The organism is Paenibacillus sp. OK076 (genome assembly GCF_900110055.1).
GTDB lineage: Bacteria > Bacillota > Bacilli > Paenibacillales > Paenibacillaceae > Paenibacillus.
Map to the genome: position 1 here is coordinate 19982 of NZ_FOCH01000009.1, position 25851 is coordinate 45832.

The window sequence follows — 25851 nt, forward strand, 5'->3', positions numbered from 1 at the left end:
GTCATCTGCCACGATAGGCAGATGGTGTTATAAATTAAGACGTTGGCTTCGTTCCACCATCATCTGGGTCATTACTGTTTCCTTTATCCAGGTTCGGAGCTTCGTTAGGAATATCTCCGGCTGGTGGCTCAGGCGTTTCATCTTTGCCTTGGATACGGACACGTACATCACCGATGTTGTCGATGATCGCTTCTCCGCCTTCGCTAGGCGTACCTTCGCCATCGTTGCTGTTTTCATCTTTTGGAGTCAGGGAACCGGTCTCGATCAATTGTTTGATCTGATCCATTTCCAATGTTTCCACTTCCAGCAACGTTTGAGCGATCAGATGCACTTCTTTGGAATGTTTAACGAGCAAGTCTTTACACTTCTCATAACATTCGTTAATAAAGCGTTGCATTTCCTGATCGATCTCGTAAGCGATGGAATCTGAGTAATTCTGTTCGTGACCGATATCACGACCCAGGAATACCTGTCCCTGCGAACTACCGAACTGCATAGGTCCCAGCTTCTCACTCATACCATACTCCATAACCATGCTACGGACAATACCCGTAGCTTGTTGGAAGTCACTGTATGCACCGGTACCGATTTCCCCGATAAAGAGTTCTTCGGAAACACGGCCGCCAAGGAGTCCAGTAATTTTGTCCAGCAATTCTTGCTTAGTTACAAGCATACGATCTTCTTTTGGCAACATGATTACATATCCACCCGCACGTCCGCGCGGAATAATGGTAACTTTATGTACCATATCGGCATGTTCCAGGAAGTAACCTACAATGGTATGACCTGCTTCGTGATAAGCAACAATACGTTTTTCACGGTCACTGATAACACGGCTTTTCTTCTCCGTACCCACAATGACACGGTCAATCGCTTCGTCTACCTCACGCATGGAAATATCTCTACGATTACGACGTGCCGCAAGCAATGCCGCTTCATTCAAGAGATTTTCCAAATCTGCACCGGAGAATCCGGTAGTACGCTTCGCAATAATGTCCAGCTTCACATCTTTGGTGAGTGGTTTGTTGCGTGAGTGTACTTTCAGAACCGCTTCACGACCTCTCACGTCAGGGCGATCAACCGTGATTTGACGGTCAAAACGTCCTGGACGCAGCAAGGCAGGGTCCAGAATATCAGCACGGTTCGTTGCAGCAACGATGATAATACCTTCATTGGCTCCGAATCCGTCCATTTCAACGAGCAACTGGTTGAGTGTTTGTTCACGTTCGTCGTGACCACCACCAAGACCAGCACCACGCTGACGTCCTACAGCATCAATCTCATCGATAAAGATAATACATGGGGCGTTTTTCTTCGCATTTTCAAACAAGTCACGTACACGAGATGCACCGACACCGACGAACATTTCAACGAAGTCAGAACCGGAAATGCTGAAGAATGGTACACCCGCTTCACCGGCAACAGCACGAGCGAGCAAGGTTTTACCTGTACCCGGAGGACCCACAAGCAATACGCCTTTAGGAATCCGTGCACCTACTGCTGCGAATTTACGAGGGTCCTTGAGGAAGTCCACGACTTCAACAAGCTCCTGCTTCTCTTCGTCAGCACCCGCAACATCTTCAAATGTAACCCGTTTCTTCTCTTCGTTATAGAGACGAGCACGGCTTTTACCAAAGTTCATTACTTTACCGCCGCCGCCTTGAGCCTGATTAAACAGGAAGAAGAACAGCAGGAACATAATGATCAAAGGAATAAAGGAAGTCAGCAACGTCAACCAGATGCTGTCACCTTTCATAGGTTCCTGATGATATTGGAATTTGTTCGTTTCGCTTGCAGTTACAAGCTCACTAATTGCCTCATCCGTAGGAGGAATATACGTTGAGAAATTTTCTGATTTGGCTCCGTCAGGCGTCTCCCTGTATTGACCGGTCACGAGGTACGTCTGACCGTTGAATTGAACCGTCAATTCAGAGACGTTATTGGCCTTGATCGCCGCGCGCAACTGATCATATCTAGGATTATCGGTGGCTTCGCCGCCATTGCTGACGAACTGGACTATCCCCACCACAACTAAAAAAAGAATCAAATAAAAAGCAGAATTCCGGATGAACCGATTCATCCCCTACCTCCTCTCGAGACACTTTAATTATTTTAACATAGCCCAACATGGCTTCTCAACAGAAGCCACCAACAGATATGGGCTTGGAACTAGCTTAAGCATTAGTTGCTGTAAACTTCCGGTTTCAGAATCCCGATGTAAGGGAGGTTCCGGTACTTCTCCGCATAATCCAGGCCATAGCCAACGATGAATGCGTCCGGAATGTCAAAGCCGGTGTAATGGGCTTCAAGTTCGACTTTGCGACCTGAAGGCTTGTCAAATAGCGTAACCACGCGGACGGATTCAGCACCGCGGTTCTGCAAGAGTTCGATCAGATAACTGAGCGTGAGTCCACTATCAATAATGTCCTCTACAATCAGAACCTCGCGTCCCTCAACGGATTCATCCAGATCCTTAATGATTTTGACCACGCCGGATGATTTGGTGGAAGCGCCATAACTCGATACTGCCATGAAATCCATCTCAACAGGTACCGTAATGTTCTTAACCAAATCAGCCATAAATATAAACGCACCCTTCAGCACACAAATGACCAAAGGATTGCGATTTGCATATTCGGCACTTATTGTTGCGCCTAATTCCTTGATTTTACTCTGAATCTCTTCTTCACTGATCAATACTTCCTGAATGTCGTTCTGCAACTGTGCGAACCTCCTAAGTTATACATATGAAAGCCTTACCTGAACCATAACCACTACCCCTGAATCGCTGAATCGCCTACAGTCATGTACAGGATTGCGGAAGTATCCTCCCTTACAGGAGCTACACTAGACCGGCGAACACCCGGTAACCAGATGATATTGCCTGCTCCATCACATACCACGGGAACCCGTGAACGGACAGAAGGGGGAATTTTCTCATCGATGAAAATATTTTTCACCTTTTTGCTTCCGTTTAATCCCATCACTTTCATGGTATCTCCAGGTAACCGTGAACGCACAACCAGCGGCATAAGCAGTTGATCTGCATCAAATGCGGCATGATCCGCCGATTCTGGTACATGATAGTCCTCGGGACTCATCGGAACGAGCCGAACATGCCGGTCGATTTCCGTGAGAGAAAGCTCATAGGTTCCGCTCGATTGAGCAAGACGATATTCGTAAGATTGACCCTGTACGTCAGTCCGTACGCCGAAAGAGATCAGATCATACTCCCGGGTGCAGGCGAGTGTCTGTCCTATATCCAGGCTCCAGGTCGTCGCTTCAGGCTGAATAACCTTGCGGCGAATGGTCTCAATACGGGTAAAGTCGACAAAATCACTGTCCAAAGGCAGATAATTCAATATTAGTTTAATCAACCTTCGTTGTAAAGCGACATGTAACTTCAAAAAGGAAGGCACCTCAAAGGTTTGCCTTCCGCCGTTCGCCTGCACTAGACACCTGTATGCGTCATATGCACCTTGTTCCATGAAATCGTCTTCATCGCCCACGATTTCGGCAAGTCGATTCAAAGACGGCGTCAACTGCCCATTATATTGCCCCAAAAAAGGAAGCACATCCAAGCGAATGGCATTACGCCGATATTTACGCAGGGAATTGCTTTCATCATTAAAATACAGAAAACCTTGGGTATTACAAGCTTCTACAAGGTCTGTCTTGTTTATACGAAGGCATGGACGAATAAGTTCCACATTTTTTTCTCGCCGTTTAAACTTCATTCCCGCGAGTCCGGATAGCCCACTACCGCGCAGCAAATGAAGCATAACCGTCTCTGCCTGATCGTCGGCATGATGGGCCAGTGCAATGCTTGCCGCATCGTATTTGGCAGCCACTTCATGCAAAAACTCATATCGTTTGTTGCGCGCGGCCTCCTGAGGACCTTGACCGGTAAGCTTCATATAAGAAGGTACATCGGCCTTCACCCATTCAAATGCTATGCCAAGACGGTGCGCAAGTTCCTTCATCATCTCGGCTTCATGATCGGATTCAATCCGAAAACCATGATGTACATGGGCGCAGATTAACTCCAGCGGGACATGCCTGGTACTGATCTCATGCATGATATGCAAAAAAGCTACCGAGTCCGGTCCGCCCGATACTGCGACGACAATCCGATCCCCGGGAACCCATAACTGATGCTCTTCCGCTGCATCCAGCACGTTATTCACCAGCTTGTTCCAGCGTAAAGCCTCCATACCTGTTCCTCATTCCTTACGTTATGTATATGCACTCTCACAGGTCAGAATCGTAGTGCATAGATGAGTACCCCAATAAGTAATATAACGGATACAGCAAATGCATTTTTGAGCCAACGCGGTGTTGTACTTTTGGAACGGCGACGAAGAGGAGAAGGACGTGCCATCATCTCTTTCCAGACCTTAGCAGCGTGTCCGGCATCCTGAAACTGACCTCGTAACGCCTGAATAGTCCAGTTTCGAAAGGGGCGAAGACGTTCGCTGCGCTCCACAAGAGCTGTAAGTTGGTTCACACTTCGCAGTTGGGGTAATCCTTCTGCAGCCAGCGCTTTGAGTGCATCAGCTTCAAGTACATGAATCAATAATAGCGCAAAAGCAAACACATCATAGGTACCATCTGCTGTTCGGCTGCCCGCATTCCAGAATCCGCGATCATACCATTCAGTGAACTGCTTGACGCTCCGGCCAATAGAAGTTACTCCACCATAGTCGATAAGTTCTACCTGCCCATAATCCGATACCAGTACATTTTGAGGTTTGAGATCGCCAAACACCCATCCAGCCTGATGCAATTGAGCCAGTTTCTGCAATAGTCTGAGTCCAACCAGAAGTGTCCAATCCGTTCCCTGACGCCGAATGAAGTGGTGCAGAGATTCCCCCCGAACGTAACGCATCACATAAAAGGGAATATCACGACCACGAATGGCGTAATCATCCACATCTTTCAGATAAGAAGGAATGCCACTCTGCCGAAGGGCCTCATGATTACGCTGTAATTGAAAAGATTTGAGCACATTAATTTCTGATTGCAGATCTACAGGGTCAAATCCCATTTTAAGCGCATAATGTTTGCCATTCTCACCCCGCTGGACAAGAAAAACGATGCCGTTGGCTCCTTTGCCCAGCAGCTTCCGAATCGTATAACGGCTGCGATTCCATTTCCCTGTGATGACTGTTCCTGGCGGGAAAGAGGCGTCAGACAACGTTGTCACCGAGCATCCCTTCTCTTTCAATGCGATAGTTCCCTTCTATTTCCTGCTGTCCCTCCAGTGTACCATAACGGTAAAAATCAATCACCCTTTGAATCGCAGGGCCTGTCGGCGTCGCTCCCTTCATTTGCAAACGTCCAAATAGTGAACGAACACGGCTCAGATCAGCTGTCCAGTCGATGTCCATGACAGCTTCTTCTCCGCTATGTCGTCCAGGAAAATGAAAGACGGAAAGATGGCTCTGACCCATACGTGCCTGCAAGCTAAGCATTAAATCCCGAATCCCTTCCTCCACAGCAGCAAGCTTCGGCTTCATACTGGCACTTACGTCAATGAGAAGAACGACCTGAAGTGGCGTTGTCTCGGCCATATCATCCATCACTTCAACGACCTGCGCACGTTTAGCAGGTTCAAGGTCTGATACCGTTTTGGGCTCGTGCTCTCCCAGAATTTGTGTTAACTCTCTATTAACCGCCTGTTGAATGGTCTGAACCACCGTTTTTCTTGTCATCATCTGCATCGTATGCGCAAGCTGCCTGGTGCCTACGATCTGACTGATTCCACCTCCGGCTTTGGCAATATCCTCGATCTCCCGACTCCCCAGCTCACCAATGGTTCCATAATCAATAACACCGACCACGTTGACCGTAATTCCCTCTTCACGTGCTTCCGCCGCTGCCAGCACCGGGCTTGCACCTACATTGGAACAACCGTCGGTGATCAACAAGATTTGTTTCATCCGATATCCCTCCGTTTTGGGTTACTCTCCAACTCTATGACTAGCATTGCCAGAATGAAGAGACTTCAAACAGAGGAATATGCAATTAACTAACGGTACGCGGACGCTCCATCCGGCTTATTCCGGGTACTCTCAATGTGGCCCACTCCGGGCGATAATGTTCTATTTTGCCTACAATTACAGTCATATCATCATAGATCTCATGTTGCTGATAACGAATAACACTTTCAAGCAGACAATCCGCTACCTCCTGAGGATCATCACTATCAATTTCCTGAATGAGTCGCTTCATCCATAGTTCTTTATTGACGGCATACCCCGGTGCATCATAGATACCATCTGTCATCATAATTAAAACATCCCCTGGCTGGAGCTGTACGGTTACCAGATCCACCTCAATATCTTTGATAATACCAATCGGCAGATTGCTTGCCGAAACCTGAATAACCTCCTGCCCTCGTTTAATAAAGCTTGGCGTCGAGCCGATTTTCATAAACGTGGTCTCTGCCGTATATTCATCGATCAGAGCCATATCCACCGTTGCATACATTTCTTCAGGAGAACGCAGCATCAGAACGGAATTGACCGATTTGATCGCCAGCTTCTCATCCATGCCCGACTGTAACAGCTGCTCCAGTATATTTAGCGCAGCACTGCTCTCCATTCGTGCCCGTTCGCCATTGCCCATGCCGTCGCTAAGCGCAACTGCAAATGTGCCATTTCCCAGTTCAACCGTACTGAAACTGTCCCCGGACATCACATCTCCCCCTTTGGCGGCAGCGGCAACACCCGTTGTTATCTCAAACGTTTTGGCAGAGCCGAAGGTGACTGTCGCCAGCCCTTGGCGAGGGTCGAGCATGGACTCATTCAAGACGGCAATATGCTCGTCTAGTACATCCGAGATCAGCGGAGCGATCATTTTCCGGCACTCGTCAAATCCGCGTGTATAGGCATGGACAATCTCAATTTCCACATTCCCCGCTTCCAGATTAATGATTTCAATAGAATGTATGGACAGACCTAACGACTCAAGCGCATCCCGAATCTGTTCCTCCTGCTGTACCATCTCCTCACTTTCCCGTTGAATTTCTTTGGCCAAGTCCTCCATTACCTGGGATACCCCTGATAATTGCTCAGCAACCAGCTGTCGACTATCTATAATCTGACGTTTCCATTGCATGTTATGTTGATGCAGACCATACTGGGCGCGCATCACTTCAAGTACCTCCTCCGGTTTCGCACATACCCTGTTCCATTCCACCGGAATCTGCTTGCCTGACATCTCCGGATTGGCTTCAATGGAACTCATCACATCGGTCATATATTTATAGGTTTGAATAAACTTCGAATCCCAGCACTGCGCCTTCTTAAAGCATCCTGAACATGTGCCTTCGGCTACAGCATTCATGAAATGCTCCATCCCGCCTTCGTTCTGTACCGGCTCCCCCGCGCCGGACATCTGATCGAAGCTGCGTGACAGCTGACGGAATACCTGCGAGAAGCGGGTGACCCGTTCTGCGGTGACATCCCTGATCCGCTTCGCATATTCATGCTGCGACTTCGTATGATCCTGCGTGCCAGGAACATATTTGGATATGGCCGTCAGCATGCTTTTTGGCGTCAGCATAAACAGAACGATCGCTGCACACGTTTCCCATAAAGAATTCATGACATCTCCCGGACCACCCAGATATATGGATAGAATAGAGGAACCCAGCAGCATGCCCAGAGCAACCGCCGCACGTTTTCCTTCCCGAAGCATACCCGCCAGCATGCCAGCAAAAGCAAGCAGACTCATCTGATATACCGCCGACATATCGGCCAAACTCAGAATGAGGCCAGTAATGACCCCAACCGAGGCTCCGAGGGGGGCTCCGCCCACCAGCGCGAAGATCAGAATGAGATACCGGGAGAGCATATGCTCCACAGATAGGGACTGAATTGTCCAGCCCACCGCCCCCGTCATCACGGAAGCCAGCAAGATGATCAGACAGAGGATCTCCTCGTTCTTTAGGTTGAATTTTTTTTTGCGATACGTGAAGATCGGTATGGCCTGTATGAAAACCAGGGTAAGCACAAAGCTGAGTACGGAATCCATCGTAAGCATCAGCATGGCGTACCAGCTGAAAGACGGTCCAATGACGACGGCGAATAACTTGACCATAAAAGTAGTCGTAAACACCATCGTTGGTGCATAAGATAATTCAGCGCGGTCATAAGACTCCAGTCCTCTGAACAACAGATAGAAGATGGCGAGCTCCGAAGCAACAATTAGAGGTACCGGAAATGGGGCGAAGAGGCTCCCTGCCAGCAGCGCGGCTCCTACCGGAATGATGTAATCCCTGCGCATGAAAGCAATAACCGCAAAGTAGGCAATCGCAAAGGGCGATAATTCATTCAGAATCATGGCCTTGCCCAGTAAAAATCCCATAAAGGTAAGAAGCAGCACCCATTTACGTGCAGCAACGATCTGGACGGCCTTGCGGGAGCTAATCCACTGTTTGAGACGTACCGACAGCTCCTCCCGAGCTTCTGTACCTCCTTTACCAGCTTTCATTCCCGGAAATTGAATGACATTCCACTTTTCCATCATCCTCAAGGCACCCCATTCGATTAATTTAATTTTCGTGTTTCGTTCTCGATGGTTCTGATTATAGATAGAATAGAAGACGTAGTTTGTCACAATTGGTGGGTAGGGTCCAAAAACTTTACGACAAAAGAAACAGACGTGGCGCGGTGGTGCGGAACCCCCGGCCTTATTGTGGTTTCATCCATTTGCCACGACCCTTGCCGACAAGGTGCTTGTCTGATTTTGAACGGGACGCGCTTCGTCATCGCCACAATTTGAGCAGGATACCTGTGGAATGCCACGGAAACCTGTCGCTAAAAAATGGTAGACGACAAATGTTCTTATGTACTTTTTTTCCGGCGCAGAAAAACTGGGGATATGGAGCTTCACTTTACAAAAACGGCTATGAATCCGGTTAAATGTCTATATCTGAACAGGTTAGCCTCCAAAATTAAAAACAAACGCAAAAAAACCGCCAGCCCCAAGGCTAACGGTTTTTCTTATATTTTAAATCAGGTTGAACCAGATTACACGCGTTTGGCTCCACGGCCACCACGTTTGCCTTCTGTGTTCTTCTTCAGCGAAGAGATCCGTTCTTCGCTATCTTTCAGGAAGCGTGACATTTTATCCTCAAATGAAGGTTTGCCTGCTGCGGGCTTGAAAGAACGGCCTCCGCGGTCACGGTTAAAACCACCACCACCGCCGCCACGGCCTTGGCCACCACTTGGGCCTCCACCGCTGAATCGTTCGCGATCTCCTCCACTGCGTTCCGGTCTAGGAGCTCTTGGGGGTCTGGACTGTGTTTGTTGCTCAACCGGTTTGTCAACAGCTTGCTTAATGGAAAGCCCAATCTTGCCATCCTTGTCAACGTTGATGACCTTAACGGTAACGAGGTCATTAAGCTTCAGGTGGTCGTTGACATCTTTGACATAATTGTCGGCGATTTCCGAGATGTGAACGAGACCCGTGACACCTCCTGACAGATCCACAAATGCTCCAAAATGCGTGATGCCTGTCACCTTGCCCTCTAACTTGGTGCCCACTTCAATTGCCATAGAATAAAATGATCCTCCCTTAAAAATATACAACCCGATTTTTGAATGCCAAAATCAATGCTGTGCTGATTTAATTATACCTTATGCCGCAAACCAAGGTCAACTGAGCACTACCCCTTAAGATAGCCTATTTTTTCCGGTATAACGGCTTCAGACATATAGATAACAATCCTTGCTCGATAATGAGCCAAATTACATCAGTTCCCTGACTCTTCAACCTGAATTGGTGTTTCTTCAGGCAGATAGTATCCTTTTTTTCGAGCCAGCTGTCCTATGTATTCGGGGTCCTTCAACCGACTGACTTCGTACTTCAATTGATCCAGCTTCTTCTGGGTCTCTTCCTTTGAAGCTTGCTGGGCAGCCAGACGAGAACTCTTGTCCGAAATTTGCGCAGTCTGCACAAGGAACGTATATCCTGCCCATATGATAAATACAACCATAAAGGTCATCCAGAGCATGAGACGCCTTTTGGCACCTGCAGATTTTCCTTGGCCTGCTGGACCTTTTAATTTGCTCATAGGTGTTTTACCCATTATCGGACCTCCTTAAAACCAGCGTTTCCACATCGCTGCGATACTTGAACCCGCACGGATCAGGAAGCGTGGCGTAACCCAATGTTTCAGGATTGGCCTAAACATCCAGCGGAACAACTTGCCGAAAGGTACCAAACATTGCAGCACCAGCTTACCCAGGAATAACAGGATGGCGAGTACAAAACCAATTAATACGCGCACTAGCTTGTATAGTCCTTTAGCGGGCATAACGATCAGGATGTTAAGGATATGTCCACACCAATGAATCAGCGTTCTTGCGAGTTTAATTAACATTACCACAAAACGCTGGGTTGTAACACTTAAAAGCCAAAAATAGAAGCAAACCCCTATAATCAGCCCCAAAAAGACATAAAACCGCAGCTGTCCGTGGTTCCCGGCATACAGCATCCGGAAGACGAACAGCGCGGAAGCGACCCAATATAACAGATCTAGTGTGTGGACGCTCCATCTCGGGAACCGCAGCTGACCGGACAGTACCCGGTAACTGTCGTAGGCCACCCCCATCACGGCTCCCGACATCAGCATCCACAACAATGTGATCCATTGAGTATCCGGACTCATCGGAACATCTTGCCGAACAGGCCTTTACCGTTTTTGGACTGAGAACCGGGGTCCAGATATTGAAGAGAACTGACAGTGCCCTCGATGGATAACAAACCGTCCTCCAGGCTCAGGTTTTTGATATGTAAATTGTGCCCCCGGATGGTCAGATGCCCAAGTTCAGTTTGCAGCAAAAATTCCTCACTGTCGAAGCTCTCCACATTGGAGACACCCGTCAGATCCAGCAGTTTCCGATTCTGCATGCTCAGATGATGCTGTTTCGTCTTACTTTGCTCAACCATGGCATGTACCCCTCCTTCTTAACCCTAGCTTATGGATCAGAAGTGCAGAATAGAACCAAGGTTGGTTGAAAGCAAATGTCCGATTTTTGAGAAACACAAAAACGCCCTTCCCTGTACGGGAAAGGCGTTTCTCTTCATTTTGCAATGAATGTGTACAAAAGTATATCAGGCATCCCTGTTACCAGTTCAGACCGTTATCCTTGGCGATCGGCTCTTCCTTAACCAAGGTGTAGAGGCTGCTCGCCTCATCCTTCTTGGTACTCTCGGCAAGACGCTCCACCTTCACGGTGACCAGCTTTTGACCGAACTGAACCGTAAGCTCATCGCCCACTTTGACAGCGGCGCTTGGTTTCGCTTCACGTCCGTTCACCAGCACACGTCCCTGTTCGGAAACGTCCTTGGCTACGGTGCGGCGTTTAATCAGCCGAGAGACCTTCAGGAATTTATCAAGACGCATTATTTTACGGCTTCTTTAAGTTTGTTGCCTGCTTTGAACGCAGGAACGGTGGACTCAGGAATCACGATTTCATTCCCTGTTTGCGGGTTACGTCCGGTACGACCGGAACGTTTGCGGGTCTCAAAAGTGCCAAAGCCGATCAGTTGTACTTTGTCTCCGCTGGCAAGTGCATCTGTAATTTCTCCCAAAAAGCCGTTCAATACGGACTCAACGTCTTTTTTAGTCAAACCGCTTTTGGTGGAAATGTTGTTAATCAGATCTGTTTTGTTCATTTTTAAAAGCCTCCCAAATTGAAAAAAAAGTATCTGCGAATCCGTGACAACAGATCTGCTGCTGCTGGCTCCGCGCAAGGTTACTACACATGTATTCTGGCTTGGCATCTGAAATCCTGCCTCGGTCTTCGACTTTTTTTCACTTTTTGTCGGTCCTGCCCAAGAACAGTCTAAGTCCAGTACCCGAAACACCTCTCCGTTAATCACACGCTTTCTCGTGCAACCCGTCCGAGATGCTTCGACGACACGATACGCATGATGCAACTAATGATATCGGATCAGCGCCCAAAATGCCAGAACCCTTTACAATCCAGCCTTCTTCGCTGCCTGCCAATATTGCTCCATTTCATCAACATTGCTGTCTGATGGAGTTCTTCCCTGTTCACGCAGACACTCCTCGATATACTGGAAACGCTGAATGAATTTCCGATTGGTGGCGGCAAGCGCCTCCTCCGGATCGGTATCAATAAATCTCGCTACATTGGCAGCTGCAAACAATAAATCACCCAGTTCCAGCTTCCGTTCTTCCGCTGACTGGTTATGCTGCACTGCTTCTTTTAGCTCTGCCAGTTCTTCCTCAATCTTGGCAAAGACACCTTCTACGTCATCCCAATCAAAGCCGACTTTAGCCGCTTTTTTCTGTAATTTGTACCCTTTCATCAAGGCAGGCAAGTCGCGGGGAATTCCGTCCAGCACAGAAGTCTGCTGCAAATCCTGTCCCTTGCGCTTTTTCTCCTCTGCCTTCATCTGTTCCCAGTTTTGCAGCGCTTCATTCGCGTTCTCAGCCTGTTGTTCACCGAATACATGCGGATGACGGAAAATCAGCTTGTCGTTCAAACCTTCGATTACGTCGTACACGTTAAATGTACCAACCTCTTCTTCCATCTGGGCGTGCAACAAAATCTGCAGCAGGAGATCACCCAGCTCTTCCTTCATGTGATCAGGGTCATCTTCATCAATCGTTTCAATGACTTCATAGGTTTCCTCAATCAGGTTTTTACGAATGGACTGGTGGGTCTGCTCCTGATCCCATGGACAGCCGCCTGGACTGCGAAGAATATTCACGATTTCATGCAGTCGTGCGAAGGAGCGCCGACGAAGCGCGTCATCCGTATTTTTGGGCACATATATCAATGAGAGATTACCATACCCTTCAATCCGGTCCAGATCATGCAGCGGCACTTTGTGAATGATTTCCTGTCCCTGCACACCCAAGGCATGTCCGACAAATACCGGATAATCGTCAGGGTACACATCCATCAGACACAGTTTTACGTCGGAAGCGGTAAACACATCATATACTTGTCCAATCAAGGTATGAAGCTGTGGCTGCACCAGTTCCGTATTGAGACTGCTGGCATCGAGTAGCTGAAAACCTTCAATAGGATCGAATCCAAGTCGAATAAACGCTTCATCCAGAAAGCTCTCCCCACCCATAACTCGCAGCGAAATTCCCATTTGCGGGCAGCGCTCCTTCAACAGGCGTACGCTCGCTTCAGCGACCATGGGATGTCCTGGCACGGCATAAACGATCTCGGTACCTGGCTCGCCCTTGCGTGCGGCCTCAATCAGCCGGTCTGCAATTTCGTCGTACACTTCCGGAAAAGAATCCTTCGCCTCATAAATGGCATCGAAGGATGTCATCTCCAACCCTTCCTGCTTGAGATCATTCAATACGGGATGATCCAGCGTGCGTACATACAGCGTCGCTGCATGTTTCATTTTTTTGATGATCCCTACCGTCAGCTGATCTGCATCTCCAGATCCAAGACCGACTACTGTCAAAGCTGCACTCATCTTTGTAAGCCTCCATCCGAACTATCCTGTTCCGACTCTCCATCCTTGATCATAACCAATCATGGACGGGCCATACATCGTACAGAACAGGGCTCTATAATTACACGTATTATACCAGAATTAGACGTTATCCTATAATTGCATTTGCATATGACACGTTGTGACTTGTCCACCCTCTGCTGCTCCGCTTTAGAATGCGAGAGCGGGGATGAATGGAAGGCGTAGCGCTAAGCGTAGCAGCGCAACGCGAGGGTTAGCGCAGCACACGCAGTCTGCGCAGCAGCTTGGCCAGCATCGGCCCCAGCTTGGGCACGGCCGCCAGCTCTGCGGCGGTCAGCAGCCTCGTCCGGGCAGCGGCCAGCACGAACACGGCCGAGCCTGCGGCAATGCCAAGCAGGCTCACGCCCATCGCGGCCAGCCTGCGGTCGGCCGCGATCCCAATGCCGCCGAGCACTGCTTCGGCGGCCCAGGCCGTGCCTGCCGCCGCCAGGCTCATGGCGGCGATCACCAGCGCCGGCTTCGCCAGGACGGCGCCAGGGGCCGGGCGCAGGGCGACAAGCCGCGCCAGCAGCGCCACATTCAGGCCAGCCGCCAGCATGTAGGCGACTGCGCCTGCGAGGGCCGCGCCGCTGATGCCCAGCGCCGGCACAAGCATGACGTTCAGCAGCGCCTTGACGCCTGCGGCGGCCAGCATGCTGAACGCGGGTGCGCGCACGGCGCCGAGGCCTTGCAGCAGCGCCGCCGCGATAATACTGACGGTGCTGCCCGCAGCCGTCAGCGCCATGTACCGCAGAGCTTCGGTGCCTGCGGCATCCCCGTACAGCATGCGGTTAATCGGCTCTGCCAGAACCGCCAGACCTGCGGATGCCGCCAGGCCGATCAACCAGAACCAGCGCAGCGCAAGGCCTGCTTGCTGCCTTACGGCTTCTGGCCCGCCTTTCAGCCGGGCTTCGGCCATCGCCGGAATAAAGAGCACAGACAGCGACGTGGCAAGCATCGTCACCAACTGAACCAGCGGCAAACCACGGTTGTAAATGCCGAAGGACACCATGGATTGAAGCTCATCCAACCCTTCTCGTCTTAACAACCGGGGTACCGTAAAGGTATCCACCAGATTCATCAATGGCACGGCCAATGATCCGAGGCAGACCGGAATGGCATAGATCAGCAGTGTCCGCATCCATTCGCCGTTGGATCGCCGCTGTTCATACAGAAGGCTGGTGCTGTCGCTTCGACGCTCTTCCGTTTTCTCCACCTGCACAGCCGAAGATTCTTTTGTGTAAAATTTATTATTACCTCGGTTGTTCCCGTTATCGCCGTGAGATGATTTCCGCATTCCCTCTCTGGCTGGCCCATCTAATTGAGCATCGTTCATAACAGCGAGCCTTTCCCTAATTTTCCGTCGATGATGGTACACATATCCAAGCATCGTAACTAACCCGGCAAACCCTCCTGCCACTGAACCAATCATAGCTCCAGCTGCAATGGCTTCCAATGAAGCGTCCCGCCCCATGAGCCACAACAACAGAACAATCATCACCGTGACCCGAACAGTCTGCTCTACCACCTGGGATACGGCTGTAGGCACCATTTGCTGCAACCCCTGGAAATATCCGCGCAGTCCTGTCATCACCGGTACAAACAGCAATGCCATTGAAGCTGCCCGAATGGACGGTACGACACTTCCGTTTCCAATCAGATCTCCAATAAGCGGTGCACCTATATACATCAACAAAGCCAGCGTCAGGCCAATTCCACCAAGCAGCATCGAGGACAAGCGTATAACCCGTTTCCCCTCCTCCGGTCGACCAAGAGCATTCTGCTCGGCTACGAATTTGGATATAGCGACAGGCAGCCCGGCAGCAGCAATGGTAATGATGAGCATATAGAACGGGTACACCGTATTGTAGATGCCAAAAACACCGTCTCCCCCCAGATTCTGCAGCGGAACCTTCTGAAAAGCACCAATGATTTTGGATATAATGGCGGCAAGCCCAAGCACAAATGCGCCCTGAAGCAATCTTGAGCCTGTAGACGACTGTTTCATATGTCCCTCCTGCGTACGTCCGTGCATTCTTCTCTTCAAACGTATACCTAGCTATTATACCTGTCCAAAGGCGCACAGACTAACCCTTCAAGGCATCCTGCCCTTCAGGACATTATCCACATTGTCTACAGCTTCCCTAAAATGCAAAAACTCCTGGTTGCCCTCTGGGCACCAGGAGTTGATTGCTTGTTTTTATTGCTCCATCTGTTTGCCAAGGAACCCGGCAGCCGTCTCAGACATTTTGACTTCCATCTGAGACATCTTCACCGATTCATCCTTGTTGAAAAGGATAACCGTTCCGATGGGGTCACCACCCGAAATGATTGGGGCGATAACAAAAGATGATAACGTCTCGTCATGATCTTTGCTAAGCTCATAAGAACCATTGTTGGTCTCCATAATCGTCTTCCGGTTTTCCATACAACTCTCCACCAGTTGACCTACCTGCTTGTCCAGATATTCTTTCTTGGAGCCACCTGCTACCGTAATAATCGTATCACGGTCAGAGATCATCGTGACATGGCCTGTACTTTCATACAGCGATTCTGCATATTCTTTAGCAAAATCACCAAGTTCGCCAATCGGCGAGTATTTTTTAAGAATAACCTCTCCATCGCGGTCCACAAAAATCTCAAGTGGATCGCCTTCACGGATACGTAACGTACGGCGGATTTCTTTCGGAATGACCACTCGACCGAGGTCATCAATACGGCGGACAATACCAGTAGCTTTCATTTCACATGTTGCCCCACTTTCTCGAGAAGATTTTTCAACTACTGTTCCTTAATGGGTAGAGGAAAGTCCCAGAACGTTTAGTGTGATATCTTGACCATAGTATTCATCTGTTCCCATTTCCTTATACATACTTTGGAGAATATAGTTGTGTAAACTTCCACAGAAGGCGACCATGTACCCACTTTGCTCCATAGATACAAGGAAAAGCAAGAGGCAGGCCTTAAGTCCCCCTCTTGCTTTTCTGTATGGTTGTCCATATTTGAAGCGTTCAGTGTATCATCCAGACAAACGTATTTGCTGAATGTATGCACTCGCTATCTTATTTACCGCTTGTATCTGTACTTTCATCTGTTTTTGTTTCCTTGTCGGTTCCAGTTGTTCCTTTATCCGTTTTGGTATCCGTACCCGCATCGGTTTTTTCAACCTCAGTACCTGTTCCAGTACCGGTCTTGCCTTCAGTAGTACCTTCAGTCGTGCCTTCTTTAGCCTTGTCTGTTTTTGGCAGTTTTACTTCTTTTACGATTTTGTCCAGTTCGCTGGTCATAAATGTGTCAATCTCAGCAGCGGCCAATTGGCTTTTGAGTGTTTCTTTTTGCTCAGCAGTCAATTTCGCATAGTCCGCTTCTGTACGTTTTTCTACTTTCATGATGTGATAACCGTATTCAGTCTCTACAGGATCGCTGATTTTGTTCAATGGCAGCGTTTTAGCCGCTTCTTTGAACGCATCTACCCAGCTGGCTACAGGTGTATCTTCGTACAATCCACCTTTTTCTGCAGAACCTGTGTCTTCAGAGTATTTCTTCGCAATTTCAGCAAAGTCCGCTCCCCCGTCCAATTTCGCTTTTACTTCTTTCGCAAGTTTCAGAGCATCTTCTTTTTTACGCTCTTTTTGCGTTTTTGGATCCGTAAAGTTGATCAGTACGTGACGAACAGACGCCGTTGTGAACTGATCTTTATTTTTCTCAAATTCAGCTTTAATCGCATCTTCAGTAACGCCCGTTTCTTTATCCTTGATTACCGTCATAATGCGAGTCATGTAATCCTTAATGTTCTGGTCTGTCAGATTCTGAGCTTTCAGCATCTCAGTCCATTGATCAGCTTGAACAGAAGCTTTCATTTTGTCGAATTGTTCTGTCGCTGTTTTGGCACCCTCGGTTTTGGCTGCATCACTTGCTTTTCCACTCAAATATTCATATGCAACTTCCTGTTTCACCAGGTATTCCTTGAAATCATCCATATCCATCATTTGTGCATATTCCGGATAGAGGAATTTCATGACCCGTTGCTCCATGTCGAATTCATTGGCTGTAATTGTACCGCCATCATACGTAGCGACTACAGCACTTGTATCCTTTGGTTCCGTTGTCGCTTCTTCCTTCTTGCCGCAAGCAGCAAGCAGTGATAAGGACAGTACTGCTACCATGCTCACAGACAGTACTTTCCCTACTTTTTTATACTTTGCTAACATCCTTTAGTTCCCCCTTTGATTTAAAAGCACTTTTCATGGACTCCAGAAATTTCTCTACCAGCTCCATCAGTTGCTTGTCCCCAAGCCCTTTACCCTTGACATGAATAAGCATATGGGATCCTTGTTCAAATTGTACACGTCTTTCGAACTGATTTCCAATGTGTGCGATTTTTGAGAGCTCAAATGCATGTTCTCTGCCTTCATAGAACTTCACTGTAAGATCATCTCCGCGTTGGGAGATGGATTCAATACCGTAGATCTTGCCATAGACTTTCATTCTGGCCACCGCCAGCAAGTTGATTACGGCTTCTGGCAGATCTCCGAATCGGTCAACCAATTCGTCTTCCAGTTCCATTGCATCGTCGAAGGAGGCAATAACCGCCACTTTTTTATAAATTTCAATCTTCTGAATACTGTCATAAATATAATCCGACGGCAAGTACGCATCGATACTGAGATCCAGCGTTGTGTTCCACTGATCGGATGGCACCGGCTCTTCGCCGAGCATTGTAACTTTGCGTTTGTTGATTTCCTCTGCCAGCATCTGAGAATACAGATCGAATCCGACAGACGCGATAAAGCCGTGCTGTTCAGCTCCGAGCAAATTACCCGCGCCGCGAATCGATAAATCGCGCATTGCGATCTTGAATCCCGAACCCAGTTCGGTGAATTCCTTGATCGATTGCAAACGTTTCTCAGCCACTTCGGTCAGCACTTTGTCCCGTTGGTATGTGAAATAGGCATACGCAATCCGGTTGGAACGCCCTACCCGTCCACGCAGCTGATACAGCTGGGAGAGGCCCATTTTGTCCGCGTCATGCACGATCAGGGTATTTACATTGGGAATATCCACCCCGGTCTCAATAATGCTTGTGCTGACGAGCACGTCATATTCCCCGTCGAGGAAGTCCAGAATGGTTTTTTCCAGCTCCGTTTCCGACATCTGCCCATGCCCCACGCCCACCTTGGCTTCCGGCACCAATTCGGAAATTTCCGCAGCCATCTCCTGAATTCCCTGCACACGGTTATACAGGTAGTACACCTGACCGCCACGAGCCAATTCACGTTCAATCGCTTCACGAACGAGCGCCTGACTGTGTTCAACGACATACGTCTGTACCGGAAAACGGTTTTCCGGCGGTGTCTCGATAACCGACAGATCCCGAACGCCCAGCATGGACATGTGAAGGGTACGCGGAATCGGCGTCGCTGTCAGTGTCAGCACGTCCACGTTTGTTTTCAGCTTTTTCAGTTTTTCCTTGTGCGTTACACCGAAGCGCTGCTCTTCATCTACAATTAACAGGCCAAGATCTTTGAAGACTAGATCCTGTGACAATAACCGATGAGTACCGATCACGATATCGACCGTGCCTGCCTTAATGCCTTTGGCTGTCTCGTTCTGTTCTTTGCGTGAACGGAATCGGCTAAGTACATGAATGTTGAATGGATAACCGGAGAAACGCTCACGGAACGTTTCATAATGCTGCTGAGCCAGAATGGTTGTAGGGACTAATACAGCAACCTGTTTCCCCTCAATGGCAGCCTTAAATGCAGCACGGATCGCAACCTCGGTCTTGCCGTAACCGACATCCCCACACAATAAACGGTCCATCGGACGATTTTGTTCCATATCCTTCTTGATTTCTTCGATTGCACGTACCTGATCACGTGTCTCATCGTAAGGGAACATGTCCTCAAACTCCTGCTGTTCCGCAGAGTCTTTGTCGAAGCCAAAACCTTTTGACGTCTGGCGTTCCGCATAAAGCTTGATTAGATCATCAGCAATATCCTGTACAGATGTGCGGACTTTATTTTTAACCCGTGTCCACTCATTGCCGCCCAGTTTATATATTTTCGGCTCTTTCTCTTCCGAACCGACATATTTCTGAATCAGATCAATCTGCTCAATCGGTACAGACAGTTTGTCTCCACCTGCATAGAGAATATGCATGTAGTCCTTGTGAATACCGCCAACCTCAAGTGTACCGATGCCGAGATACTTACCGATCCCGTGATTTTGGTGAACGACATAATCGCCCACTTTCAGCTCACTATAGGATTTAATGCGTTCTGCATTGTCCACATTACGAATCGGCTTGCGCACTTTGCGCTGCTTCTGTGAGAACATCTCGCCTTCGGTAACGACAGCCAGATGAATGGAAGGCATCTCAAATCCGGTTTGCAGGTTGCCAATAAGCATCTCCGGCTCAGGGATATCATAGTCCATGAGTACCCGACGCATCCGATCGAGTCTTTCCTCACCGTTAGCCAGCATAAGCACCTGAACCCCGGCTTTCTGCCAGCGCTCCATCTCTGCTTTGAGCACGTTCATCTGACCATGGAAGTCCTGCATTCCACGGCTGATAAAGTTGAGAATATTCTGCGGCTGGGTATGAGGAACCTGACGCAAAAAGATGGACATAAACAGCGTCTGGAATGGACGTTCATAGATCAGATCATCCCCATCCGCTGACAGATGCAGGTCCGGAAGGGTCTTCCCGTTTTGCATCAAATGCAGATTCCACTCCGACTCATCCCGGTCAAGCTGTTTCGACGTCTCTGCAAGCCTTGCCGGCTCGTCGAGTACAAGCAATGTATCTTCTGGCATGTAGTCGTAGATCGTCTTGTTTTCGGGATAGAGCGGTGAAATATATTTATACATTTCGGAGAAATACACATGCTCCCGCAGAAGTTCGATCTCACGATGAATTTCTTCCCGCAGACGCAGCTTCGCCTGCCGGTCCGTCATTTTCTCCAACTGTTGGTCAAGCAAAATAACGGCTGTATCCGCAGCCTTCTCCATGCGTTCGCGATCTGCAATTAACTCTTTGCACGGCAGAACCGTCACTTCGTCAATTCGTTCAATGGAACGCTGGTCTGCAGGATCAAATGTCCGAATGGAATCGATCTCATCGTCGAATAATTCCACACGATACGCAATGGACGATGTAACTGGATAGAAATCAATAATTCCTCCACGCACACTCATCTCACCACGTGATTCTACGCGCTCTACACGTTCATATCCAAGCTTCACCATCTCCAGCAGGAATGCATCGAGCTCCAGCGTATTGCCTTGTTTAATTGTAATCTGAGCATTAGCCATTACTTCCGGAAGTGGAACATAGCGCCGTACCCCGGAAAATGGGATAACAACAACGCCCCTGAATCCCTGGGCGCAACGGACCAACACATCAATACGCTGACCCAATGTTTCCGGACTGGAAACAGCAGCTTCAGCGGCAACAAGTTCGTTGGCAGGATAGAGCAGCACCTGATCCGGTGAAAGCGCTTCCTGTAAATCTTCTGCGATTTTTTGAGCGGAAAACATATTGTGTGTCACAACGAGCAGGGGTCGGTTCGTTTCCTGATGCAGGGCAGCCAGCATAATCTGACGTGCCGAACCGGATAAGCCCGAAACCAATTGCTCCTTCATACCGGATGTAATCCCGGCCGTAATGGACCCGAAGTCCGGATCTTTGGAAAAAGCCTGTATAAGTGCTTGTAACAAAAGGGGCACCTCTCTTATAACTTACTTGAGTATCTCACGCCTGCGCGCAGGTTCACCACATTAAAAATTGGATACAAATTCCTTTTTGTCCTGTTTCATCATAAAGGATTAATCGCTACTTTGCCACATCCGTTTAATGTGGCTGAGCACGATTTTGGAAGCAGTCTGGTTTCATCCCAACTGAAAAGAAGCCTCAGCAGGCTGCCAAGGCTATAAAGGTGGAGCGGTATTCCGCAGCCGCCATCATCTGTCATAAGTTCTTGCTGCGTGCGAGTTAATTATTGAAGCGGACTCGCAAGCAGGCTCAGCTCAGGATTAAATTCCAAAGCTTCTTTGCAATAATCACATGTAATCCGAACGGTTATATCGCCACCGGAATTATACGCTATTATATCCCTCCGCTCGTCGGGGGTCAAGAAATGAAAGCCCAATTGCGCTTCCGTTATCCGGGCAGAATCGATTCGTCCAATAAAAGTACGGCAGTGCCTACACACATAATTCACTGACATGTTTATGCCTCCTGAACATGGTTTATACGTCCAGTATGCCCATTAAGACTGAATTGAACCCGAATCTTGATCATTTTTCCAGTGTCAGTTGCAGCGGTTATCCATTGAACTTGGCCATCGTCTGCTCAAACGTATGATCCAGACTATACTCCAATGCATCACAGGTCTGTTCGATCGTTTGTTCGAGGGCTTCCTTTTCGTTCTTCATAAACTTCGACAGTACGTAATCTACAATGGCATGTCCCGGTTCTGGTCGGGATATTCCCATGCGTACCCGGTTAAACTGCTGAGTACCGGTATGCTGGATAATGGATTTGATTCCATTGTGACCACCTGCACTGCCCTGGTAACGCAATCTGACTTTGCCTGTTTCCGTGTCCATATCATCGTAGACAACAATCAGGTCTTCCAGACTAACTTTATAAAAATCCATATAAGCCCTTACCGACTCACCGGATAGGTTCATAAACGTCATTGGTTTAATCAGCACCGTTTTGACGCCGCCAATCACACCTTCTCCAATCAGCGCCTTGCATTTGCTCTGCGTAATGGAGATATTATGGCGCTCTGCAAGTCGATCGAGTGCCATAAAGCCGATATTATGACGGGTTTTAGCGTAGTTCGGGCCTGGATTTCCGAGGCCGACAATCCACTTCATCTTGTTCCCTCCTTCGGATCAGCCTAAGGTGAAGCATAGACTTCGAATGTTATATTTCATATAATATCAACAAAGTATGATTCGAAATGGTTATATAATTTGAACGATTATTACACCTTATCACTCCGATTGCAGTACCATCTTTCGATCGGCTCTTATCCCCAGATTTTCTTTATTCCCTTGATCCAAGGGAATAATCCGGTGATAGCCTATGCTTTCGAAGTAGCTTTCTTGCAGAAAGCTTTCAGGCGCACGCTCCGCTTCTTCAGATTGGTTCTGCACTCTCCGTTTTGGTGTAAACGTCAGTTTCAACTTATATTATGTTTACAGCTTTTATTCATCAACCCAGGAAGGTGAGCGGGTTTTGCGCGAAGACAACGGACAACTGACTCAACATAGCGATTTTATCTATCATCTGGAATATCACGTACCTGTACAGGTATATGACCGCGACACCCATATTGAGATCGGACTAATCACACGTTTCGATAATCAATTTGTCGAAATTGCCGACACTCTTTTTCATCGGCGCCGGTTCCGTTTTATCTCCCGCCCCGGATACTAGAAATCCGGCAGGCAACTGCTTCACTTCCAACATAACGGCACGCCGACAGGGGTTACATTTTCCATTGATCCGGAAAACGTAACCCCTCTACTACTTTATGCAGACATCCTTATTCAATTTCAAACAGCTTGCTGATTGACAATTCCTCATGAACCCGGATAATGGCTTCTCCGAGCAAAGGTGCTACAGACAACACTTTAAGTTTGCTTGTCGGGTTAGCATGCGTAATCGGAATAGTATCCGTTACGATAACTTCCTTCAGCGGTGCATTCTCCAAGCGTTCCATCGCAGGGCCGGACAATACCGGGTGAGTACAGCAAGCGTATACTTCCTTCACGCCGCCTTCCATCAGAGCATTTGCTCCCAGTACAATCGTTCCCGCTGTATCAATGATGTCATCGATCAGAATTGCTGTTTTACCTTCGATGTTACCGATAATGTTCATCACTTCGCTGACGTTCGGCTCTGGACGACGTTTGTCGATAATTGCGAGAGGTGCATTCAGGAAGTCCGCCAGTTTCCGAGCGCGTACTACGCCGCCGTGGTCAGGCGATACAACAACCGGATTTTCGATCTGTTTCGAGCGGAAATATTGAGCCAAAATCGGCACGCCGAGCAGATGATCGACTGGAATGTCGAAGAATCCCTGGATCTGCATGGCATGCAAGTCCATCGCGATTACACGGGTTGCACCCGCTTTTTCGATCAAATTGGCAACCAGTTTGGCTGTAATCGGGTCACGCGAACGGGCCTTACGGTCCTGTCTAGCATAACCATAGTACGGAATAACGACGTTAATCGTCTTGGCAGATGCCCGTTTAAGTGCATCAATCATAACGAGCATTTCCATCAGGTTGTCATTAACCGGCAAGCAAGTAGACTGCACGATATAAACGTGACAGCCCCGAACACTCTCAGAGAGTTTCACTTGGATCTCACCATCACTGAAGCTGGTTGTGTGAGATTCACCCATAGGAATTCCGATATAATCAGCAATTTGATGGGCAAGCTTGGGGTTAGAATTGCAAGTAAATATTTTTAGTTTCGAATCAAAATAAGTCATAAAATAAAAACCCTCCGTGCTGGTTCATTGGAATCTATAAGCGTCTGCGACATGTCGGCACCCCCCGATGTTCGGCAGGCAATTCTTAATATCAATACCCCTTATTCGGGTTTGGCATTTTGTTTCTTTGCTTTGGCACGACCACGGATTTTCTCCGCATACCCAGGTTTGTTCTCCTGGCGTGGGCGGGCAATCGCGAGATCGTTGTCGGGAACGGAATGGGTAACGGTAGAGCCCGCAACAACATATGCGCCTTTTCCTACCGTGACAGGTGCAATCAGATTGACATTGCTGCCTACGAACGCATCATCTTCAATCGTCGTTACAGCTTTATTATATCCATCATAATTCACCGTTATTGCCCCGCATCCAACATTTACGTTTTTCCCGACTTTAGCATCCCCAATATAACTGAGATGAGATACTTTGGAGCCTTCATCAATTGTAGCATTTTTCACTTCAACAAAGTCACCAATTTTTACTTTGCGGCCCAGTTTGGTGCCTGGACGCAAATAAGCAAATGGACCTACGGTTGCTTCTGATCCAACCTCGGCTTGTGACAGCACAGAATGTTTGATTGTAACCCCATCCTGAATGATACTGTCTTCGATATCAGCCTGAGGACCAATATGGCAGGCTTCACCAATGGTAGTTGACCCTTTGAGTATGGTACCCGGATACAATACCGTATCTGATCCAATGGTAACATCCGCCCCGATATATGTCGATGCCGGATCGATGATCGTAACACCGTTCAACATATGTCTTACCGCCAAACGTTCACGCATGAACGCTTCTGCTTGTGAAAGGGCAAGCCGATCATTAACTCCGATGGATTCCGCGATGTCATCTGACATGTAGGCTTCCACCACTTCTCCATCATTACGGAAAATGCCAACCACGTCAGTGAGATAATACTCTCCCTGAGCATTCTGGTTCGTCACTTTCTCCAGCGCAGCGAACAACTTGGCATTATCGAAGCAGTACGTACCTGTGTTGATTTCGTTCACGGCATCTTCCTGCTCCGTGCAATCCTTCTGTTCCACAATGCGTTGTACTGAACCATCTTCTCCGCGAATAACGCGACCGTACCCTTTGGGATTGTCCAGTTTAGCTGTAAGTACCGTTGCTGCTGCTCCGCGACTCTCATGCAGCTTCATCAGTCCTTCCAGCGTTTCACTGGTCACAAGTGGTGTATCTCCACAGACAACAATGGTTGACCCTGCTTCACTGCCGAGCAGAGATTTAACCTGCTTCACCGCATGTCCTGTTCCCAATTGTTCAGCCTGAAGCACGTACTCTGCTCTGGAACCCAAAAATGACTGCACCGCTTCGGCACCGTGACCGACCACAACGACGCTGCGTTCAACACCTGCGCGAAGAGCTGCATCCAGCACGTGACCCACCATTGGTTTACCGCATACGGGATGCAGTACCTTGTACAATTTTGATTTCATCCGTTTGCCTTGCCCTGCCGCAAGAACGATTGCCATTCTTTTCAAAATTTACGACCTCCTGTTCTGAAAAACCCATCGTTTGACCTTACCTGTATATATCCGATGAGTAACGTTCAGCCGGCCCTGCGCCGGTCTTGTTCATCGCCTGCTGTCTCTGTAATCACGCGTAACAACGCGGACACCAACAAATCGTGACCTATATGTATACGCCGTGTACCTGCGAGCTTAACCGATTCCCATGATTCCTAAGATGCCGCCCTGTTACCAAGCGCACGCTGCGCTTTTTGTTCTTTCAACATTTTGCAGAATTCAAGCTGCGAAAATGCTCTTCTGTGAATAAACTCAATACT

22 protein-coding genes are annotated in these 25851 nt (G+C 48.4%); 1 reads left to right on the forward strand and 21 read right to left on the reverse strand.

What is annotated here, in order from left to right; all coding sequences use genetic code 11:
• Positions 1-34: 34 nt before the first annotated feature.
• The 19 genes from ftsH to pth form a co-directional block, all read right to left on the reverse strand.
• Entirely contained in the window at positions 35-2080 is a 2046-nt protein-coding gene (gene ftsH / locus BMY78_RS30940) for an ATP-dependent zinc metalloprotease FtsH (protein ID WP_090905197.1), read from the reverse strand.
• Positions 2081-2181: 101 nt separating this feature from the next.
• Positions 2182-2721 carry a hypoxanthine phosphoribosyltransferase gene (gene hpt / locus BMY78_RS30945; RefSeq protein WP_024633729.1) on the reverse strand — a complete coding sequence of 180 codons (540 nt, stop codon included), beginning with the start codon at positions 2719-2721 and terminating at the stop codon, positions 2182-2184.
• A 53-nt stretch (positions 2722-2774) separates the two neighbouring features.
• Positions 2775-4214, reverse strand: a complete 1440-nt coding sequence (gene tilS / locus BMY78_RS30950; protein WP_090905199.1) for a tRNA lysidine(34) synthetase TilS — start codon at positions 4212-4214, stop codon at positions 2775-2777.
• A gap of 44 nt (positions 4215-4258) precedes the next feature.
• Entirely contained in the window at positions 4259-5206 is a 948-nt protein-coding gene (locus BMY78_RS30955; protein ID WP_024633727.1) for a serine/threonine protein kinase, read from the reverse strand.
• Positions 5190-5942, reverse strand: a complete 753-nt coding sequence (locus tag BMY78_RS30960) for a vWA domain-containing protein (protein WP_090905202.1) — start codon at positions 5940-5942, stop codon at positions 5190-5192. The genes BMY78_RS30955 and BMY78_RS30960 overlap by 17 nt, the downstream gene beginning before the upstream one ends.
• Before the next feature lie 85 nt (positions 5943-6027).
• Complete coding sequence (gene spoIIE / locus BMY78_RS30965) at positions 6028-8535, reverse strand: stage II sporulation protein E (RefSeq protein WP_177185937.1); 2508 nt, start codon at positions 8533-8535, stop codon at positions 6028-6030.
• A gap of 503 nt (positions 8536-9038) precedes the next feature.
• On the reverse strand, positions 9039-9566 hold the full coding sequence (locus tag BMY78_RS30970) for a S1 domain-containing RNA-binding protein (RefSeq protein ID WP_024633724.1): 528 nt from the start codon (positions 9564-9566) through the stop codon (positions 9039-9041).
• A 197-nt stretch (positions 9567-9763) separates the two neighbouring features.
• Positions 9764-10099: an FtsB family cell division protein gene (locus BMY78_RS30975; protein WP_090905204.1), complete on the reverse strand. Its 336-nt coding sequence runs from the start codon at positions 10097-10099 to the stop codon at positions 9764-9766.
• 12 nt (positions 10100-10111) lie between these two features.
• Positions 10112-10681, reverse strand: a complete 570-nt coding sequence (gene yabQ, locus BMY78_RS30980) for a spore cortex biosynthesis protein YabQ (protein WP_090905205.1) — start codon at positions 10679-10681, stop codon at positions 10112-10114.
• The gene (gene yabP / locus BMY78_RS30985; RefSeq protein ID WP_053778920.1) at positions 10678-10962 is read right to left on the reverse strand and encodes a sporulation protein YabP; all 285 of its coding nucleotides are present in this window, start codon (positions 10960-10962) and stop codon (positions 10678-10680) included. The genes yabQ and yabP overlap by 4 nt, the downstream gene beginning before the upstream one ends.
• 178 nt (positions 10963-11140) lie before the next feature.
• Complete coding sequence (locus BMY78_RS30990; RefSeq protein ID WP_024633720.1) at positions 11141-11419, reverse strand: RNA-binding S4 domain-containing protein; 279 nt, start codon at positions 11417-11419, stop codon at positions 11141-11143.
• Positions 11419-11691, reverse strand: a complete 273-nt coding sequence (locus BMY78_RS30995) for an HU family DNA-binding protein (RefSeq protein WP_017691362.1) — start codon at positions 11689-11691, stop codon at positions 11419-11421. The genes BMY78_RS30990 and BMY78_RS30995 overlap by 1 nt, the downstream gene beginning before the upstream one ends.
• Positions 11692-11994: 303 nt before the next feature.
• Positions 11995-13488, reverse strand: a complete 1494-nt coding sequence (mazG, locus tag BMY78_RS31000) for a bifunctional methyltransferase/pyrophosphohydrolase YabN (RefSeq protein WP_090905207.1) — start codon at positions 13486-13488, stop codon at positions 11995-11997.
• A gap of 253 nt (positions 13489-13741) precedes the next feature.
• Complete coding sequence (locus tag BMY78_RS31005) at positions 13742-15535, reverse strand: putative polysaccharide biosynthesis protein (protein ID WP_090905209.1); 1794 nt, start codon at positions 15533-15535, stop codon at positions 13742-13744.
• Positions 15536-15727: 192 nt separating this feature from the next.
• A complete protein-coding gene (gene spoVT / locus BMY78_RS31010) occupies positions 15728-16270 on the reverse strand; it encodes a stage V sporulation protein T (protein WP_090905211.1) in 543 nt (180 codons plus the stop codon).
• Between the two features lie 319 nt (positions 16271-16589).
• Positions 16590-17738, reverse strand: a complete 1149-nt coding sequence (locus BMY78_RS31015; protein WP_090905213.1) for a peptidylprolyl isomerase — start codon at positions 17736-17738, stop codon at positions 16590-16592.
• A complete protein-coding gene (gene mfd, locus BMY78_RS31020; protein WP_090905215.1) occupies positions 17722-21249 on the reverse strand; it encodes a transcription-repair coupling factor in 3528 nt (1175 codons plus the stop codon). The genes BMY78_RS31015 and mfd overlap by 17 nt, the downstream gene beginning before the upstream one ends.
• A gap of 278 nt (positions 21250-21527) precedes the next feature.
• Positions 21528-21758: an anti-sigma-F factor Fin gene (locus tag BMY78_RS31025; RefSeq protein ID WP_024633714.1), complete on the reverse strand. Its 231-nt coding sequence runs from the start codon at positions 21756-21758 to the stop codon at positions 21528-21530.
• A gap of 97 nt (positions 21759-21855) precedes the next feature.
• Positions 21856-22416, reverse strand: a complete 561-nt coding sequence (pth, locus tag BMY78_RS31030; RefSeq protein ID WP_090905217.1) for an aminoacyl-tRNA hydrolase — start codon at positions 22414-22416, stop codon at positions 21856-21858.
• Positions 22417-22780: 364 nt separating this feature from the next.
• Here pth and BMY78_RS31035 point away from each other — a divergent pair, with 364 nt between their 5' ends.
• The gene (locus tag BMY78_RS31035; RefSeq protein ID WP_024633712.1) at positions 22781-22981 is read left to right on the forward strand and encodes a hypothetical protein; all 201 of its coding nucleotides are present in this window, start codon (positions 22781-22783) and stop codon (positions 22979-22981) included.
• A gap of 109 nt (positions 22982-23090) precedes the next feature.
• Here BMY78_RS31035 and BMY78_RS31040 read toward each other — a convergent pair whose 3' ends face one another.
• On the reverse strand, positions 23091-24044 hold the full coding sequence (locus tag BMY78_RS31040; protein ID WP_017691370.1) for a ribose-phosphate diphosphokinase: 954 nt from the start codon (positions 24042-24044) through the stop codon (positions 23091-23093).
• Between the two features lie 101 nt (positions 24045-24145).
• A complete protein-coding gene (gene glmU / locus BMY78_RS31045) occupies positions 24146-25537 on the reverse strand; it encodes a bifunctional UDP-N-acetylglucosamine diphosphorylase/glucosamine-1-phosphate N-acetyltransferase GlmU (RefSeq protein WP_371129210.1) in 1392 nt (463 codons plus the stop codon).
• Positions 25538-25851: the final 314 nt, after the last annotated feature.